The organism is uncultured Campylobacter sp. (genome assembly GCF_938039205.1).
Taxonomy (GTDB): domain Bacteria; phylum Campylobacterota; class Campylobacteria; order Campylobacterales; family Campylobacteraceae; genus Campylobacter_A.
The window spans coordinates 55906-71776 of the sequence record NZ_CALHVM010000006.1 but is presented as its reverse complement, the minus strand read 5'-3'; the positions used below and the strand labels follow the sequence as shown (position 1 = coordinate 71776).

The following is a 15871-nucleotide window of genomic DNA, read 5'->3' as shown; positions in this document are numbered from 1 at the left end:
AGGGCAAATCAAAAACTTATAATTCAATGCATCTAAAGAGATGTGCCGCTGATTTGCATATATTCAAAGATAACAAATGGCTACAATCAAAATCAGAGCTTCAAAGCATAGGCGACTATTGGGAAACCCTTGACAAAAATAACAAATGGGGCGGTAATTTCAAAAACTTCATAGACGCGCCGCACTTTGAGCGACAATGCTAACCCAAAAACACACAAAAATAAAAAATATTTTTTATTGACAAAAACCCCGATATAATCGAGCTTATATAATCTCACAGCATTGTATTATCAAAAAGACATATTGACTTTTATCTTAAAATCTTTGATATTTTTAAAGTATTCTTTTATGGTGTTTTCGTAGCTATTTTGCTCTTTCGACCACCTTTGTACTATACTTGCTCCCCAGTATAGTCTGGCAAATATTATTTTTTCTCCTGTTATTTTTCTATCTATATCTGTTCCTGTTTGATCTTTTCTATCCGAGAAGTTAAAAGTAGCTTTTGCGGAATTTGTTGCATATGACTTATCTTCTTTTTCAAACTCCACTGTTGTTATTGATGTGTTTTCTGTTGGATTAGATCTTGGGTCTCGTGGTTGATAGTTGTAGTAAGTTCCTTGTGCGCTATTGCCTTTGGTTTTAACTATTGAAGCCCCGATAGTCTCTATATCTCCATAGATTACTTTTTTTTCAGATCTTTTTCCTCCAATTATCTCATCTATCGTTCTTTTTGTTAAGGTTTTTTCTTCGTTATTGTCTATATACCCATGTCGACCAATACCAGTATTTGTAATAGTTGTAATATCGTGGCTAAATCCGTCTTGGTCTTTATGCGTTCCAGCAAATAGAGAGCTGCTTAATGCAAATAAAGCAATCAAAACAATTTTAAAATTTTTCATTATTACACCTCTTTTTATTTAGAGAAAGGCAAAAATTTATTTCTGTATAAAATCCGAAATTTTTTCAGCCTGTTTATACATCGGATATGCCCATGCATCAAGGACTATTTGCGAGAGCGTCATATTTGTCATATTACAAACGATAGGAGCGATGAAATTTACCGTCGATGTCTCGATCGGAGTGCTCACGACCATGATGTTGTAAATCCTTAGCTCGCTTTTGTCGTTTATGCCCATCAGCTCCTGATAATACGTCGGTATCTCAAATTCGTAATTTCTCAAGGCGTATGGATTTATCGCGGTAAAAGACGTATCATCGTCCTTGCTTTGAAGCTTTATGAAAAATTGATCCAGTTCTTTTAATTCATAACTTTTGATGTGCTCAAAGCCTAAAATCGGACTTTTGACTTGAAAAATCATATATATCTCCTTAATTAAATATTTACTTTTTACGCGAATTGTATCCAAAATTTCCTATTTTTAAGCATAAAATGAAATCAAATTTACCGAAAAGCAATAAAAACAATGGTAAAATAGTCCGTTTTAAAAAATTTAAAATTTAAGGGAGCGTATGAAAAATTTGATCAAATTTTTATCTGCGGTATTTTTTGTTAGTTTAATCGGCGGTTGTGCCGACAAATACACCGAGCTTTATAATCTAACGCCCGATCAGTGGTACTCTGAGATCATCGGCGATATCAAAAATCGCGACCTAGAAAGCGCCGACAAACACTACACGGCGATGTCTAGCGAGCACGTAGCTAGCCCGCTTTTGGAGCAAATTTTACTGATACTAGCTCAAGCTCACGCTAACGACGAAGAGTATCTGATGGCGAATTTTTACCTCGATGAATACCTCAAAAGATACGGCGACGGTGGCCCTAGGAGCGAATTTGCGCAGTATTTAAAAATAAAAGCGAATTTTGACTCATTCTCGCAACCCAATCGAAACCAAAAGCTAATGCAAGACAGTATCGCCGAGATAGAAAAATTTCTCTACATCTACCCAAACACGCAGTATCGCCCGCTGATCGAAACTATGCTGGTTAAATTTAAGCTCGCGATATACAACCTAGACGTGCAGATAGCCGATCTGTACGAGCGCACAGGTAGGGATGAGTCGGCGCAAATTTATAAAGAAAAGGTGCAAGCTTCGCCTTTAAACGACGCAAATATCGTGCTTCCGCAGCTTCCTTGGTATAGAAAAATGTTTGAATAGGAGCTAAATTTGCAAATTTACGAATCAAAAATGTTCCCGGCGCAGCTACCCGTCATCGTGGAGGACGAGCTGTTTTTATATCCGTTTATGATCACGCCGCTTTTTTTGAGCGACGAGGAAAATATCGAAGCGCTAAATTTGGCTCTCGAGTCGCAAAGCCCAATCCTAGTCGTACCGACGAAAGCACAAAACGAAGGCGCGCGAGAATTTGACTCCATCTACGATGCCGGCGTAATAGGCACCGTGATGAGGCGAGTGCCGCTACCGGACGGTAGAGTAAAAATTTTATTTCAAGGAACTAGCAAAGGCCGCATAGTCTCAAAAGTATCCTCAAAGCCGCTGCAAGCCGTTGTAGACGTGTTGCACGAAAAAAGACCCGAAAACACCAAAAGCGACGCGCTACTAACCGTACTTCGCGAAAAGGTGCGAGATCTGGCTGCGCTTAGCCACTTTTTCCCGCCGGATCTTTTAAAAACTATAGAGGAGAGCGCCGAGCCTAGCCGAGTTTGCGATCTCATCTTAAGCTCGCTAAGGCTCAAGAAAAAAACGGCGTACGAGTTTTTTATCGAGGAAAATTTGGAGCAAAAGCTACTAAAGCTCATCGACTACGTCATCGAGGAGATCGAGGCAAACAAGCTCCAGCGCGAGATAAAAAACAAAGTCCATTCAAGGATCGACAAGGTAAATAAGGAGTATTTTCTAAAAGAGCAGCTAAAGCAGATCCAGCAAGAGCTCGGCTCCGATACGAGCCGCGAGGAGGAGATCGAGGAGTACCGCAAGAAGCTGGAAGCTAAGAAAAAATTTATGGGCGAGGACGCGTATAAGGAGATAAAAAAGCAAATCGACAAACTATCGCGCATGCACCCTGACTCCGCCGACGCAAACACGACGCAAAGCTACCTCGACTGGGTCGTAGAGGTGCCGTTTGAAAATCTGGCGAACAAAAAACTAAGCGTGCAAGAGGTCGCAAAGCAGCTAAACGCCGATCACTACGGGCTTGAAAGGCCAAAAGATAGGATAGAGGAGTATTTTGCTCTACGCGAGCTTTTGCAGCTACGAGGCGTCGCGGGCAAGGTAAACAACGGCGCGATCTTGTGCTTTGCGGGGCCTCCAGGCGTTGGTAAAACAAGCCTAGCAAACTCCATCGCAAAGGCGCTGAAACGCGAGCTAGTGCGTGTGGCGCTGGGCGGTCTTGAGGATGTAAACGAGCTGCGCGGACACCGCCGTACCTATATCGGCGCGATGCCGGGTCGCATCGTGCAGGGACTAATCGAAGCCAAGCAAATGAATCCGGTCGTCGTACTAGACGAGATCGATAAGGTCGGCAGGAGCTTTCGCGGCGACCCGACGGCGGTACTACTAGAAATTTTAGATCCTGAGCAAAATAACAAATTTAGGGATTATTATTTAAATTTTAATATTGACCTTAGCAAGGTCGTTTTCGTCGCGACGGCAAACGACGTCGGCGCCATACCGCCCGCGCTTCGCGATAGGATGGAGTTTATCGAGCTTAGCTCATACACCCCGCAGGAAAAATTTGAGATCGCTAAAAAATATCTAATCCCCCAAGAGCTCAAAAAACATGGACTAAAGCCAAGCGAAGTGACTCTAGGTAAAGACGTGCTAAGCCTTATCATATCAGACTACACGCGCGAAAGCGGGGTGCGAAACCTGCGCCGCCGCCTAGCAGATATCTTTAGAAAGGCGGCAAAAAGGCTACTGGGGGGTGAGGCGCAAAAGATAACCGTGACGACTAAAAATTTGAACGAGTTTTTGGAAAAGAAGGTCTTTGAGATTGAGCATGCAGACAAAAAACCGCAAATCGGCCAGGTAAACGGGCTAGCGTGGACGAGCGTGGGCGGCGACGTGCTAAAGATCGAAGCCATACGCATACAAGGCAAGGGCGGCCTGCAGATAACGGGGTCTTTGGGCGACGTGATGAAAGAGAGCGCATATATAGCGTTTAGCCTTGTCAAGGTACTAATCGATGCTAAAAAGATAAAAGTGCCTGCAAAAATCATCCCGAGCTTGCCTGAAGACGTCAAAGATGGCGTGAAAAAAGAGCCAAGCCCTAGCGAAGTGTATCGTCGCTACGATCTGCACATCCACGTACCCGAGGGCGCTACGCCAAAAGACGGGCCTAGCGCGGGTATCACGATGGTGACGGCGATTGCCTCAATCCTAACGGATACCAAAGTGCGAAGCGACGTAGCGATGACGGGCGAGATCACGCTAAGCGGCCGCGTGCTGCCTATCGGCGGGCTAAAAGAAAAGCTCATAGCCGCGCATAAGGCCGGCATCAAAACCGCTCTGATACCGCGCAAAAACTATGAACGCGATCTGGGCGATATCCCGCAAGACGTCAAAAAAGATATGCAAATTTTACCCGTGGACGTCATCGAAGACGTGCTAAAAAATGCGTTTGTCGCAAAGTAACTACTAAATTTAATTAAATTTAGCCTCGATAGCGAGGCTAAATTTCTACTTTAATATTATCAATTGATGATTAAAAATTTTATTTAGGCTCAAGATAAGTTAAAAATTTTTGTATAGCACAAACGCCATGATTTTAACAATATTCTTAAAAGTAGCGAGCATGATGAAATAGAGTTTAGATGCAATAACTGTAAAGGCAGAAAAAGATTATATCGCGTTTTACTAAAATCGATAAAATACTTTGCAGACAATAAAACCAAGCCGCGCTAAAATTTACTTAAGTTTTATTGAGCGTGCATATTTCTTAGTATTTGCTATTTGTGCTTAGGTTAAGTCTGGGATATATGCTTGATCTTATTTCTTCGTTTGCTAGCATAGTTTAAAGCTTAGAAGATAGGATGGAAGGGTTAGTGGATTCTAGGGGTTTAGCAAGAGAGGAGAAGGATACGGATTTTGGTGGATAGGGACACACCAAATAAGTAAACGATAAAAAACAAAAAAGATATCCTTCGCAAACTCTACTTTCCTAACTGCTCTGAAATTTAGGTCTAAATTTAATCACAATAATGTGGTTTAAGGCAGGCGGGGGTAAAATATGGGAACTTGAATTTGGGTGGGGTGAGATGGAAAAAGATGATAACGAGTTTATGGATTTGCCTGAAAATATTAAGCTTGATGAGGATGAGTACATCATCTGCCGATATAAAGGAAACCACGTTAAAGAGCACTTTGTTAGGTTTTTATTTGCCTTGCTTTGTATTGTAACATTTTTATATACATTGTTTTTTGGGCAAAATTTTGAGCAACAAAGCGCATTTGTAAAAGCATGTATTATTTTTTTTATATTTTTTGCATTTTACTGGTGTATCTTTTTATAACCAATTGGATTCACAAAGGTCTATATTTAACAAATAAATATTTGATATCCTTTAATGGAAATAAATTTGACTTAGGTTCCATATACATACTTGACACAAGCGCTCGTCAAAATAAAGAATTTTGCGTATGCAACGGATGGAAAAATATCCTGGAAATTAAATGTGCAGAAGATGATATTAAACTAGATATATTTATATTTTCTTTAGTTGATATATCTGGAAATAAAAGTATTTTTAGATTTGGTTCAAAGGAGCTAAGAGCTAAAGCCGTAATGGATTATTCGGTTAGATTTAAATTAATATAAGGAGACAATAATGCTAAGCAGCAAGGATAGCAACGAAACAAAAAGTTTTACAGAGAAGAATTAGAAGAGTTCCTGGTGTGTTTTTTGATACATCTAGTGCGCTGATTCAAACTTTAAATAAAGGAGATGAATTTTGCAAAAAATGGGGCCACTTTTATTGCAAAAGTAGGATTTGTTACTGGGTTGGTAGCTGATTTAACAATAAATATATCTAAAAATAAAGATGGTAGTATAGTTTATACGATTGCTTCAACAACCACAAAAGATACTATAAAATATTATGCATCTTATTGGGCAACTACGACTTTGGCGCCTGCGATTGTTGCTGGAGCAACATTGCTTTTGGGAACTGGTGTAATGGCAACAGGATTGGCAGTAGTTGGAACAACAAGCTTATTTATAGTTGTATCATATGGCACAGATTATCTATTAAATAATTTAGAAGAAATTATTAATCAATTTATTGATCATTATACCAATAAAGAAATTGAACTCTACACTCCTACCATCTACGGCAAAATCTCCCAAAAAGAATTTATTCTCAAAGAAATGGAAAGCAGCAATGGAAATTTTTGCAAAAAAGTATTTCCTCAGTACGCAAGATATATCCAAACTAGGGATTTAAGCAAAGTAGATATCAGCACGGTTTCAAATTCTGATTTTATCCAAAGAATTACGCTCGAAAAAAACAAAAATGCACTAGCCATAAAAACAGCCTCCGAGGTAGGTAGCGTAAAACAAGCTACCGAGATATTTGAGGTCATAAACGCTATGCCTAACATCCCAACCGTAACCCTCAACTCCCACACCTACGACATAAGAAACCTTTCAAATTTAGAGATAAGAAACGCAATCGATAAGATACCTCAGGTATCTTTCCTACTTTCCAATATCCTGATAAGAACAGGCGAAGAGCTGGATCTGGGAAGCAAAGGAATATATAAAGTAAAAAGCGGAGATACCCTCTCAACCATAGCGCAGAGAAACGGTATGGTTACTAAAGAGCTACTAAAGCTAAACACTTGGCTGGCAGATGAAGGCAGAGTAAAATTCCTAAAAAACAAGGTATTGGTAGAATCAAACATACTGGAACTAAACGAGATAGATCACGTCCTAGTAGGCGATAGAAACGCAGAAAATATACTCATAGACGCAAACAAAGGAGACAATACTCTAGTGGGCGGTAATAAAAAGATATCCTAAATGTGGGCGTAACAATAGTAAAGATTCAAAAGAGTTCTATCATATTTTATTAAAGATAATAGGAGTTCTTTGGGTGGCAATGTAAGTCGTAGCTAAAACTACGTTTAAGTTATTATAGTTTGTATTTTTGTCTTATCAATCTAAGAAAAGTGATGTATGGGTGGGTGGTGGAAATAAAATTTAAGAAATTTAAGCCCTAAAAAGGGCTTAAAAATTATAGTCCTTCAAAAGGATTAGTTACTACGTCGTCGCGATCGACTACGTAAGGTATCAAAGCTGCTTGGCGAGCGCGCTTGATAGCCTTTTCGACCATCTCTTGGTATTTTTTAGAAGTGCCGGTTAGGCGTCTTGGCATGATTTTAAATCTTTCTGACAAGCAGTACTTCAAAAGGGAAGTATCCTTGTAGTCGATAAAATCTATCTTTGCCTCTGTAAATTTGCAGTATTTGCGTGAATATTTTCTTTTTTCAGCCATCGTTTTTTCCTTAATTAAAATGGTATCGTTTCGTCGCCGTCATCGTATTTGTCGGCATCTATATCTATTTCTCGGACGTTATCGCCATAGTATTCGTCTTTTGGCTGTTGCTTTTGTTGCTGCGGTTTATTAAAATTTTGCTTTTGCGCGCCGCCTTGAGCGTAGCTATTTTGTTGATTTTGTCCGCCTTGATAGCCGCCGCCGTAGCTGTTATTTTGGTAACCGCCTTGCTGATAGCCTTGATTACTATTTTGATTATATCCGCCTTGCTGTTGTCCTCCGCCTAGCATCTCCATATTTTCCACACTGATTGTGTGCTTGCTTCTGTTTTGTCCGTTATTATCCGTCCACTGGTCGAATTTTAGGCGACCCTCGACTAGAAGCTTTGAACCTTTGGAAAGATATTGGTTTGCTATCTCTGCTTGTTTTCCGAAAAATGTAATGTCAATAAAGCACGTTTCTTCGCGTTTTTCGCCGTTTACGTTAAATTTTCTAGTTACGGCGATGGCGCTGTTGCCTATGGCTGCGCCCGCAGTCGTATATCTAAGCTCGATATCTCGTGTCAAATTTCCTACTAAAACGACTCTATTAAACATTTTTTGTCCTTATTCTTGCGTTGTCGGAGCTTCTTCTGCTTTGACTTTCGGTTCTTTTTTGTTTAGTTTGATGCCCTTGCTCATCTTTTCCCAAGCGGCGATCTCTTTTTTGTTTTCAAATTTGACCGTTAAGAATTTGATGATATCTTCGGTGATTCTGATGATACGCTCGACCTCGGCAATAGCCTGGGTTGGAGCTTCGAAATACACGACGAAATAAGTTCCGCGCTCGTATTTTTTTACGGTGTAGGCTAGTTTTCTAGTGCCCATAGACTGAACAGACGCGATATTTGCACCGTTTTTGGTTAGGATTTCTTTAACGAAATCAACTTTTGCGCTTACTTCTTCTTCCGTCAAAGTAGGCTTCAAAATGAATAAAAGCTCGTAGTGCTTCATTGATTCTCCTTGTGGGTATTAAGCTCGCTTGCGCGGTTGCAAACGGGCAAGGAAGTCTTTCGACAAGAGCTGATTTTATCTTTTTTTTACTTAATATTTGCTGTTTTTGCCGATAAGGTTTTGTAGGCCCAGCACGCAGGAGAGTAGAAAAGTTTTTTTATCGAGCGCGGAGTTTGTTTTCAGCTCAAATTCTGCCAAATTTATCGCAGTAAAAATTTCCCTATACGCTTTTAAATTTACAGCTAAGCACTGTCTTTTTAGTTCGTTTGCGACGTTTGGCGGCGGCGCATAGCCGAGCGTTTCTTTTATGTCAAATTTACCTGTTATTTTGATGCCGGCATGTAGCTTAAAAAGTCTAAAAAACGCGCGGTAAAGGGAGTTTATAAATAAAATTTCATTAAAATTTCCATCATCCGCGCAGGAAAAAAAATCGGCTCTGATATCCTTTAATGCGATAAATTTATCGAAAAAATCGTCAAAACTAACGCTTGATAGCGAAAAGACCAAGCTTCTCACGATATTTTCGTTTATGGGTTCGTTTAGAGAGGCTAGTTTGTTTAGCTCGCTTGCAGCCAGATATAAATTTTCGTTATGTATGCGGTAGAGTTCAAAAAGCGCGTTTTTTGTGATGTTTAGGCTCATTTTTGCGGCTTGTCTGCCGAGCAAATTTACGGCTTCTTCGGGCGAGCCGGGTTTAAAAAATCTTGCAAAATTTACCCCAAAAGCCTTTTGCGTATCAAAAACGGCTTTGGCGTCGGACTCAAAAAGCTCAAAAATAAATACGCCGCCGTTTTTGCAACCGTCTATCAGGATTTTTAGCTCTTTTGCGGGGATTTTTTTATCGCTTTTTACGTGCAAAAGCGGACTGCCGCCAAAAAGCGAAGGCTCGCAAAGATGCGCTCGCGCAGCGTCAAAATCGTACTCGTCGTAGTAAAGGCTCAAAATTTCGAAATCTTTAAATTTGGCTAAAATTTCCTTTGCAAAAAGCTCGATTTGGTATTCGTCCGCTCCGTAAAGCAAGAAATAATTTGGAAATTTAGCCGAATTTAGCGCGGCTTCAAGCTCTTTTCTATACATCGATTTTCTTTACGACTTTGCCGAAAATTTCGGCCGTTGCGATATTTGCGTCCGTGATTTCGACGATGACTTTTTGTAGCAAATTTACGCCGTACGCGCCCAAAAATATCCTGGCGCCCTTTATCTCGTCGTCAAGCCTAGCGACCGCAACGTTTTGATTTTCGCCGATATAGGCGCTAAATCGCTGTCCGATGCGCTCTTGCGCCCAGCGCGCAAATTTCCTATCCATAAAGTCAAATGCGACCCTGTCGGCTTCGCGCTCGAGTTCGCTTAAATTTAAACAAGTCGCTTCGATATTTAAAAGCAGATAGTTGAAAAATTTCTCGTCATTGCGCAGTTTGGCCTTTAAAAGGCGGTGCAGCGTAAGGTCGGAGTAGCGGCGGATCGGGCTCGTAAAGTGCGTGTAGCGCTCAAAACCTAGCCCGAAGTGGCCTAAATTTTGCGCGCCGTATTCGGCCTTTTTTTGAGATTTTATGATGAGTTTGTCGATCTCCTCGCGGTTGCCTACTGCATCGGCCTGCGCCTGGATTTTGCGAACCAAATTTGCGATATCGCTCTCATAAACGAAGTCAAAGCCCAAAGCGCCGAGATCTTCTAGTAAAATTTGTATTTTTCGCAGATCCGGCGAGCCGTGATTTCTAAAAACGCCTTTGCCGATGCGTTTTGCCGCCGCGACGTTGGCTAGCAGCATGCAGTCCTCGACTAGTCTGTGCGAGTCCGTATCGGTCTCAAATCTCGTAGAGGCAAGCCTGCCGTCCGCGTCAAGGCTCATGCGAAGTTCCTGCGTCCTAAAGTCAAATGCGTTTTTTAGGCGTTTTTTGCGTAGGCGCGAGGTGAGTGCGAAAAGAGGTTTTATCCAGCAGGTTTCATCCTCGCGTTCGCCGCGTAAAATTTGATCGACCTCGTCGTAGTTAAAGCGTCTTTTTGAGGCGATTAGAGCTTCTAGGAGCTCTTCTTTTACGACTTCACCCTCTTCGTCTAGCGTGATTTTGAAACAAAACGCAAGGCGCGCGACGTTTGGCTTTAAAGAGCAGATGTTTTCGCTCAAATTTCGCGGCAGCATCGGTACGGCTTTGTGCGGAAAATATATCGAAAATCCGCGCGTTTTGGCCTCGGCGTCTATCGGAGAGTAGGGCGTGACGTATTCGCTAACGTCTGCGATCGCGACGTAAATTTCGCGCTTTTTCTCGTCAAAATATATCGCGTCGTCAAAGTCTTTGGCGTCTACCGGATCGATCGTGCAAAAAGGTAATTCCCTTAAATCTACCCTTTGCGGATACATCGAGGCATCGACCTCGTCGCCCCACGCTAGAGCTTCAGCTTCGCACTCCTCGTTAAATTCGTTGTTTTTGTTAAATACGGCGAGCGAGATTTTTTCGTCGCTGAGCGGGTCGTTGATATTGCCGATGACTTCGACTATTTCGTTGTTTAGATTGCCGATTTTTAGTAGAGTGCCGGGCGGCAGCATTTTTAGCGATTTTTGCGAGGCTTTTAGAGCCGAGCTGAGCGCGGTTTTTACGTTTACGCCAAGGATTGCCGAGCCTATTTGCTTGGTATAGACTACGCTCGTTTCGTTGGCGAGTTTTAGCGTCATCACGACTTTGGCGCTTTGGCGTTTTTTCTTTAGCGGCAAAAGCTTTGCCAGCACGATGTCGCCGTAGTGCGAGGCGTTTAAATTTTTATTTTCTATTATTATGTCTTGCTTGAAGCGTTTGTCGTAAGGCTCCAAAAAGCCCGTGCCGTTTGCGCTTATATCGAGTTTGCCGCAAACAAAACCATTATTTAGATAGTAGCGATCTTTGTGGTGGCTAACGGCGTTTAAATTTAGTAAATTTCGTAGGATTTCTTTATCGGAGGAGGCGACTTCCTTTTCGCTCACTCCGTCAAGTAGTTTGGTTAAAAATTCTTTCACAAATTAGCTTTAACTTTTGCGACGGCTTCTAGGAATTTATCTTGCGCAAAGCCGTATTCGTCGAGGCACATTAACGTATTTTGCAGATTGTCGTCGTTTAGTTGGTTAAAGATATTGACAGCATTTTTTACGACTTTAAGCGCTTTTGAGTAGCTTTTTATGTGTTCAGGCGCATCGTCCGGGTTGTTTGAATATAAAATCGCGTCGACAAGCTCGGGCTCAAGGTTCCATTGCTCGAAAATTTTAGCGGTCACGGTTTCGTTTGAGATACCAACCATCTCGTTTTCTAGCTCCGATAGATCAAATGGGCTTGATATGCTTTTTAATTTTGCCTTAAATTCATCAGCTTTTCCTGTTTCGTTTAGCTCGTTGGATATAACGATTTTGCCGACTTCTAGCATGAACGAAGCAGGGCTTAAAACTGTAAGCTCGCTAGCGTTGATTTTTGAATACCAGTTATACATCAAAGCATTTTGCATTATAGAAATATTTAAAAAATCTTGACTAGTGATACCGTAAGGATCTAAATTTATCTTAAAGCTTTTTTTGACTGCGCTTGATAGAGCGAAACCGCGTATAGTCGCCATGCCAAATAGCGTAACGGCTCTTGATATCGTAGTAATCTCTCTGCTAAATCCATAAAGGGGAGAGTTTGCCGAGCGCAGTATATTCGCCGTTAGCATCGGGTCTTTTTCGACGATTTGAGATAGTTCGTTGAGCGAGCTATTTTCGTCTGAGCAAACGGTTTGAATTTTTATTATCGTATCGTCAAGTGGTGGAAGAGCTTTTATATGTTTATAAATTGATTCATTCATTTTCTACACTTTGCATCAAGATTTCATGAGTGACAATTCTACACTAAAAGGCTTTTTAAAAAACTTAAATATACGCGTTAAGCTTATTTTAGCGACTAAATAGTATAATCTCGCAAATTTTTTAAAAGGAGAGAATATGGCAGTAAGCATTTACTATGACAAAGATTGCGATTTGAGCTTGATTAGAAGCAAAACCGTGGCAATGATAGGTTTTGGCTCGCAAGGACACGCGCATGCTGAAAATTTGCGCGATAGCGGCGTAAAGGTGATCGTGGGTCTGGCAAAGGGCGGTAAAAGTTGGGCAAAAGCCGAAGCAAAGGGCTTTGAGGTAAAAACAGTAGCCGAAGCGGCAAAGGCTGCAAACGTCATAATGATACTGACTCCGGACGAGCTTCAAGCTGAAATTTTTGAAAGAGATATAAAGCCAAATTTAAACGAAGGCGACGCGATAGCCTTTGGACACGGTTTTAACGTGCATTTCGGACAGATCAAAGCTCCTGAAGGCATCGATGTCATCATGATCGCTCCAAAAGCACCTGGCCATACCGTAAGAAGCGAATTTGTACGAGGCGGCGGCATCCCTGATCTAATCGCCGTAGAGCAAAACGCAAGCGGAAAGGCCAAAGAACTAGCTCTAAGCTATGCTAGCGCGATCGGCGGCGGTAGAACGGGCATCATTGAGACTACCTTTAAAGACGAGACCGAGACCGATCTTTTTGGCGAGCAGGCTGTACTTTGCGGCGGACTTTGCGCACTGGTAAACGCGGGCTTTGAGACGTTGGTAGATGCTGGATATGAGCCTGAGATGGCGTATTTTGAGTGCTTGCACGAGCTAAAACTAATCGTCGATCTAATGTATCAAGGCGGCATGGCCGATATGCGCTACTCTATCTCAAACACCGCAGAATACGGCGACTACGTGAGCGGTCCGCGCGTCATCGGCGAAGATAGCAAAAAAGCGATGAAAGAAATCCTAAAAGAGATCCAAAACGGTAAATTTGCAAAAGACTTCATCCTCGAGCGCAAGGCCGGATACGTACGCATGAACGCAGAGCGCGGCATCGCCGAAAGAAGCCTGTTAAATCAAACTGGCAAAAAACTACGCTCCATGATGCCTTGGATAAGTGCGGGCAAACTCATCGATCAAAGCAAAAATTAATTGAACTCGAAACCTAGAAAAAAAGCCGCGAAAAGGCGCTCCAAAAAGGGGCGCTCGCGCGGCGGCCTAAAGCTACTACTTTCCGCTTTTCTCATCGCCTGTATCTTGCTTGTCGGGGCGTTTTATCTGCTGGACGTCAGAGTAAAAGTTAAGAGCGACAACGCGCTAATCGCTAAAATCGAGCAGTATTTCGGCAATAAAAGCGAGCCCGAGCAAAAGCAAAATTTAAGCCACAAGCCAAGTCTTTCGGCCTCAAGCGACTCCGAAAAAGTCACCATAAAAGACGCGCAAGCCGCATCGGGCGTGCGCTCAAGAGCAAATTTGACCGATATAAAGGCACTTTTTGACGAGGCGGAAGCTAAAGGTAAAGTAAAAATCGGCGGCGAAAAAGCTAGAGCTGAAGAAAAAAACTATCAAAATTTGCCAAACGAGCAGGGCGCGCCTGCGACTAAAGATAAAATCTTGCCTGAGAGCATAAATTTAGCATCCCGCGACACTTCCGAGCTTGGCGAAACGAGCGCTAAAAAAGGTGGCGTCGAGCTAAATTCGTCAAATTTAAACTTTAAAAACGAGCCCGCTAAATCCGCTCAAAATAGCGGCGATAACGTTAAATTTGATGGCTATCAAGCGCCTCAAAGAACGCATATTTTTGCAAATTCCGAAGCCGTGATCTTTGACGATACGCCTATGTCGCAGGCGCAAAATAACTCCCTCGAGCAAGCGCTAAAAAAAGAAAAAATCCATATTGAATTTAGCGACGCAAAAGATACCGCAAACGATCAGGTGGGGCAGGTTGAAGTAAAATTTGACGCCGAAAATGCGCCGCAAAGCGCCGAGCAAAACGAGCAAGAAAAAATAGAAAAAGAAAAGCCTAAAAAAGACGAAAAAGCCAAATTTGCAGACACAAAAAAGACGGATAAAAAAAGCGCGACCGAGACAAACGAGGTAAAGGCAGCCGTAAAAGCCGGCTACAAACCGCGCCTAGTCATCATCATTGACGACGTGGCGTACAAGCACCAGGCAGACGCGATAAAAGCGGTAAATCTAAAGCTCACGCCGTCCTTTTTCCCAGCTACTTCCGCCCACCCCGAGACGCCTGTTTTGGCGCGGCGTTTTAGCTTTTATATGATTCACTTGCCTATGCAGGCTCTAGGCGGCTTTAAGGGCGCTGAGATCGGCACTCTCGCGGTCGACGACGACTATGAAAAGATTGCAAAAAAACTGCAAAGTATCAAGCGAGACTTTCCAAATCTAAAATACATCAACAACCACACGGGCAGCCGATTTACGAGCGATGCGGCCGCGATGGATAGGATGATGCGGGCGATGCGGGACGAAAATTTGATATTCGTCGATAGTAAGACGACTTCGCCGACCAAGGTTTACGGCGCAGCGAAAAAATACTCGATGCCATACATCGCGCGCGACGTATTTTTGGATCACGACGGCTCAAAAGCGGCGGTGCGAAAGCAGCTAAAATACGCCGTCGAGCTGGCTAAAAAGCGCTCATACGCCATCGCGATCGGCCATCCGCACAAAAACACGATCGAAGTCCTGCAAGAAAGCGCAAAACTCCTGCAAGAGGTCGAAGTCGTCTATTTAAAGGATCTTTTTTGAACGTCTTAACCGAGCTTCCTAGCGGACTTTCGCGTCTAAAAAAGCTACCGCAAAAGCTCTATTTTGAGGGAAATTTAGCCCTGCTTGAGCGTCCGATGGTCTCGATCGTAGGCTCCAGAAAGGCAAGCGCTTACACCAGGCAGTGCGTAGAGGCGCTAGCTAGGACGCTAGCAAACAGCGGCGTTTGCGTAGTTAGTGGTGCGGCCATCGGCGTAGATATCGCCGCACACAAGGGTGCATATCCGCATACCATCGCGGTTTTTGGCAACGGACTAAACAAAATCTACCCGCCAAGCAACGCCAAAATTATCAAGGAAATCTATCAAAATGCGCTAGCCCTTAGCGAGTATGACCCAGGCGAGCCACCGCTTGCTTATAGATTTTTGGAGCGAAACCGCATCGTAGTCGCGCTCTCGCAGGCTCTAGTTGTCGCGCAGGCCGACGCTAAAAGCGGCTCGATGCAAAGCGCGCGCATGGCAAAAGAGCTTGGCATGCCGATATTTACGCTGCCTCAGCGCCTAGGCGAGAGCGACGGGACGAATGAGCTAATAGCTAGCGGCGCGGCAAATTTGATAAACGATTTTGACGCCTTTGCGCTTCGTTTCGGCGGTAAACCCGCACCTGTGCAAGAGGACGAGGTGATAAAATTTTGTAAAAACGGCGCGAGTCTCGATGCGGCCTTAGCAAAATTCGGCGATAAAATTTACGAATACGAACTCGAAGGCAAACTGCGAATATCTGGACTTACGGTATTTGCGGAGTAAAATTTAGCGTTAAATTTATGCCGCGCAAGTTTTTGTTAAAACGGCGGTAAAATCTGAAGTAAATTTTGGCGGCTTGACGGTATCAAATGCGCCCGGGCGACGTTTTATTTTTGTAAATTT

The 15871-nt window shown here is 42.8% G+C and carries 16 protein-coding genes; 8 read left to right on the top strand and 8 right to left on the bottom strand.

Annotated elements, in window-relative coordinates:
- Nucleotides 1-203 (top strand): M15 family metallopeptidase (locus Q0394_RS01050; protein ID WP_298945081.1); only part of this gene is annotated, 203 nt, incomplete at its 5' end.
- Between the two features lie 87 nt (nucleotides 204-290).
- Here the strand turns inward: Q0394_RS01050 and Q0394_RS01045 are convergent.
- Together Q0394_RS01045 and fliW are read right to left on the bottom strand one after the other, a co-directional pair.
- Nucleotides 291-899: a hypothetical protein gene (locus Q0394_RS01045; RefSeq protein ID WP_298945079.1), complete on the bottom strand. Its 609-nt coding sequence runs from the start codon at nucleotides 897-899 to the stop codon at nucleotides 291-293.
- A gap of 36 nt (nucleotides 900-935) precedes the next feature.
- Nucleotides 936-1319 (bottom strand): flagellar assembly protein FliW, encoded by a 384-nt coding sequence (gene fliW / locus Q0394_RS01040; protein ID WP_298945077.1) that lies wholly within the window; start codon nucleotides 1317-1319, stop codon nucleotides 936-938.
- 151 nt (nucleotides 1320-1470) lie between these two features.
- On the opposite strand from fliW, the gene bamD reads away from it, so the two are divergent.
- The 4 genes from bamD to Q0394_RS01020 all read left to right on the top strand — a co-directional run bounded on the left by bamD (nucleotide 1471) and on the right by Q0394_RS01020 (nucleotide 6940).
- Complete coding sequence (bamD, locus tag Q0394_RS01035; RefSeq protein WP_298945075.1) at nucleotides 1471-2118, top strand: outer membrane protein assembly factor BamD; 648 nt, start codon at nucleotides 1471-1473, stop codon at nucleotides 2116-2118.
- 9 nt (nucleotides 2119-2127) lie between these two features.
- A complete protein-coding gene (gene lon, locus Q0394_RS01030; RefSeq protein WP_298945073.1) occupies nucleotides 2128-4554 on the top strand; it encodes an endopeptidase La in 2427 nt (808 codons plus the stop codon).
- Nucleotides 4555-5177: 623 nt separating this feature from the next.
- Nucleotides 5178-5432, top strand: coding sequence for a hypothetical protein (locus Q0394_RS01025; RefSeq protein ID WP_298945070.1), 255 nt, complete (start codon nucleotides 5178-5180; stop codon nucleotides 5430-5432).
- A gap of 431 nt (nucleotides 5433-5863) precedes the next feature.
- Nucleotides 5864-6940 carry a LysM peptidoglycan-binding domain-containing protein gene (locus Q0394_RS01020; RefSeq protein WP_298945068.1) on the top strand — a complete coding sequence of 359 codons (1077 nt, stop codon included), beginning with the start codon at nucleotides 5864-5866 and terminating at the stop codon, nucleotides 6938-6940.
- 214 nt (nucleotides 6941-7154) lie between these two features.
- On the opposite strand, the gene rpsR is transcribed toward Q0394_RS01020, so the two are convergent.
- The 6 genes from rpsR to Q0394_RS00990 all read right to left on the bottom strand — a co-directional run bounded on the left by rpsR (nucleotide 7155) and on the right by Q0394_RS00990 (nucleotide 12211).
- On the bottom strand, nucleotides 7155-7415 hold the full coding sequence (gene rpsR, locus Q0394_RS01015) for a 30S ribosomal protein S18 (protein WP_002946417.1): 261 nt from the start codon (nucleotides 7413-7415) through the stop codon (nucleotides 7155-7157).
- A gap of 14 nt (nucleotides 7416-7429) precedes the next feature.
- Nucleotides 7430-8011, bottom strand: coding sequence for a single-stranded DNA-binding protein (locus Q0394_RS01010; protein ID WP_298791239.1), 582 nt, complete (start codon nucleotides 8009-8011; stop codon nucleotides 7430-7432).
- A 9-nt stretch (nucleotides 8012-8020) separates the two neighbouring features.
- Nucleotides 8021-8407, bottom strand: a complete 387-nt coding sequence (gene rpsF / locus Q0394_RS01005; RefSeq protein WP_298945066.1) for a 30S ribosomal protein S6 — start codon at nucleotides 8405-8407, stop codon at nucleotides 8021-8023.
- A 90-nt stretch (nucleotides 8408-8497) separates the two neighbouring features.
- The gene (gene holA / locus Q0394_RS01000) at nucleotides 8498-9484 is read right to left on the bottom strand and encodes a DNA polymerase III subunit delta (RefSeq protein ID WP_298945064.1); all 987 of its coding nucleotides are present in this window, start codon (nucleotides 9482-9484) and stop codon (nucleotides 8498-8500) included.
- On the bottom strand, nucleotides 9477-11396 hold the full coding sequence (locus Q0394_RS00995) for a ribonuclease R family protein (protein ID WP_298945062.1): 1920 nt from the start codon (nucleotides 11394-11396) through the stop codon (nucleotides 9477-9479). The genes holA and Q0394_RS00995 overlap by 8 nt, the downstream gene beginning before the upstream one ends.
- Entirely contained in the window at nucleotides 11393-12211 is an 819-nt protein-coding gene (locus Q0394_RS00990; RefSeq protein ID WP_002946426.1) for an HDOD domain-containing protein, read from the bottom strand. Before Q0394_RS00990 ends, Q0394_RS00995 begins: the two co-directional genes overlap by 4 nt.
- Before the next feature lie 136 nt (nucleotides 12212-12347).
- On the opposite strand from Q0394_RS00990, the gene ilvC reads away from it, so the two are divergent.
- From ilvC to dprA, 3 genes are read left to right on the top strand one after another with little or no spacing between them, the layout of a single operon-like run.
- Nucleotides 12348-13370: a ketol-acid reductoisomerase gene (gene ilvC / locus Q0394_RS00985; protein ID WP_002946427.1), complete on the top strand. Its 1023-nt coding sequence runs from the start codon at nucleotides 12348-12350 to the stop codon at nucleotides 13368-13370.
- Nucleotides 13371-14987 (top strand): divergent polysaccharide deacetylase family protein, encoded by a 1617-nt coding sequence (locus Q0394_RS00980; protein ID WP_298945060.1) that lies wholly within the window; start codon nucleotides 13371-13373, stop codon nucleotides 14985-14987.
- Nucleotides 14984-15751 carry a DNA-processing protein DprA gene (dprA, locus tag Q0394_RS00975; protein ID WP_298945058.1) on the top strand — a complete coding sequence of 256 codons (768 nt, stop codon included), beginning with the start codon at nucleotides 14984-14986 and terminating at the stop codon, nucleotides 15749-15751. Before Q0394_RS00980 ends, dprA begins: the two co-directional genes overlap by 4 nt.
- Nucleotides 15752-15871 lie beyond the last annotated feature (120 nt).

Coding starts and splice junctions, on each gene's coding strand:
- Q0394_RS01045 (WP_298945079.1), bottom strand. CDS start 899: ATGAAAAATTTTAAAATTGTTTTGATTGCTTTATTTGCATTAAGCAGC.
- fliW (WP_298945077.1), bottom strand. CDS start 1,319: ATGATTTTTCAAGTCAAAAGTCCGATTTTAGGCTTTGAGCACATCAAA.
- bamD (WP_298945075.1), top strand. CDS start 1,471: ATGAAAAATTTGATCAAATTTTTATCTGCGGTATTTTTTGTTAGTTTA.
- Q0394_RS01025 (WP_298945070.1), top strand. CDS start 5,178: ATGGAAAAAGATGATAACGAGTTTATGGATTTGCCTGAAAATATTAAG.
- Q0394_RS01020 (WP_298945068.1), top strand. CDS start 5,864: ATGAATTTTGCAAAAAATGGGGCCACTTTTATTGCAAAAGTAGGATTT.
- rpsR (WP_002946417.1), bottom strand. CDS start 7,415: ATGGCTGAAAAAAGAAAATATTCACGCAAATACTGCAAATTTACAGAG.
- Q0394_RS01010 (WP_298791239.1), bottom strand. CDS start 8,011: ATGTTTAATAGAGTCGTTTTAGTAGGAAATTTGACACGAGATATCGAG.
- rpsF (WP_298945066.1), bottom strand. CDS start 8,407: ATGAAGCACTACGAGCTTTTATTCATTTTGAAGCCTACTTTGACGGAA.
- holA (WP_298945064.1), bottom strand. CDS start 9,484: ATGTATAGAAAAGAGCTTGAAGCCGCGCTAAATTCGGCTAAATTTCCA.
- Q0394_RS00990 (WP_002946426.1), bottom strand. CDS start 12,211: ATGAATGAATCAATTTATAAACATATAAAAGCTCTTCCACCACTTGAC.
- ilvC (WP_002946427.1), top strand. CDS start 12,348: ATGGCAGTAAGCATTTACTATGACAAAGATTGCGATTTGAGCTTGATT.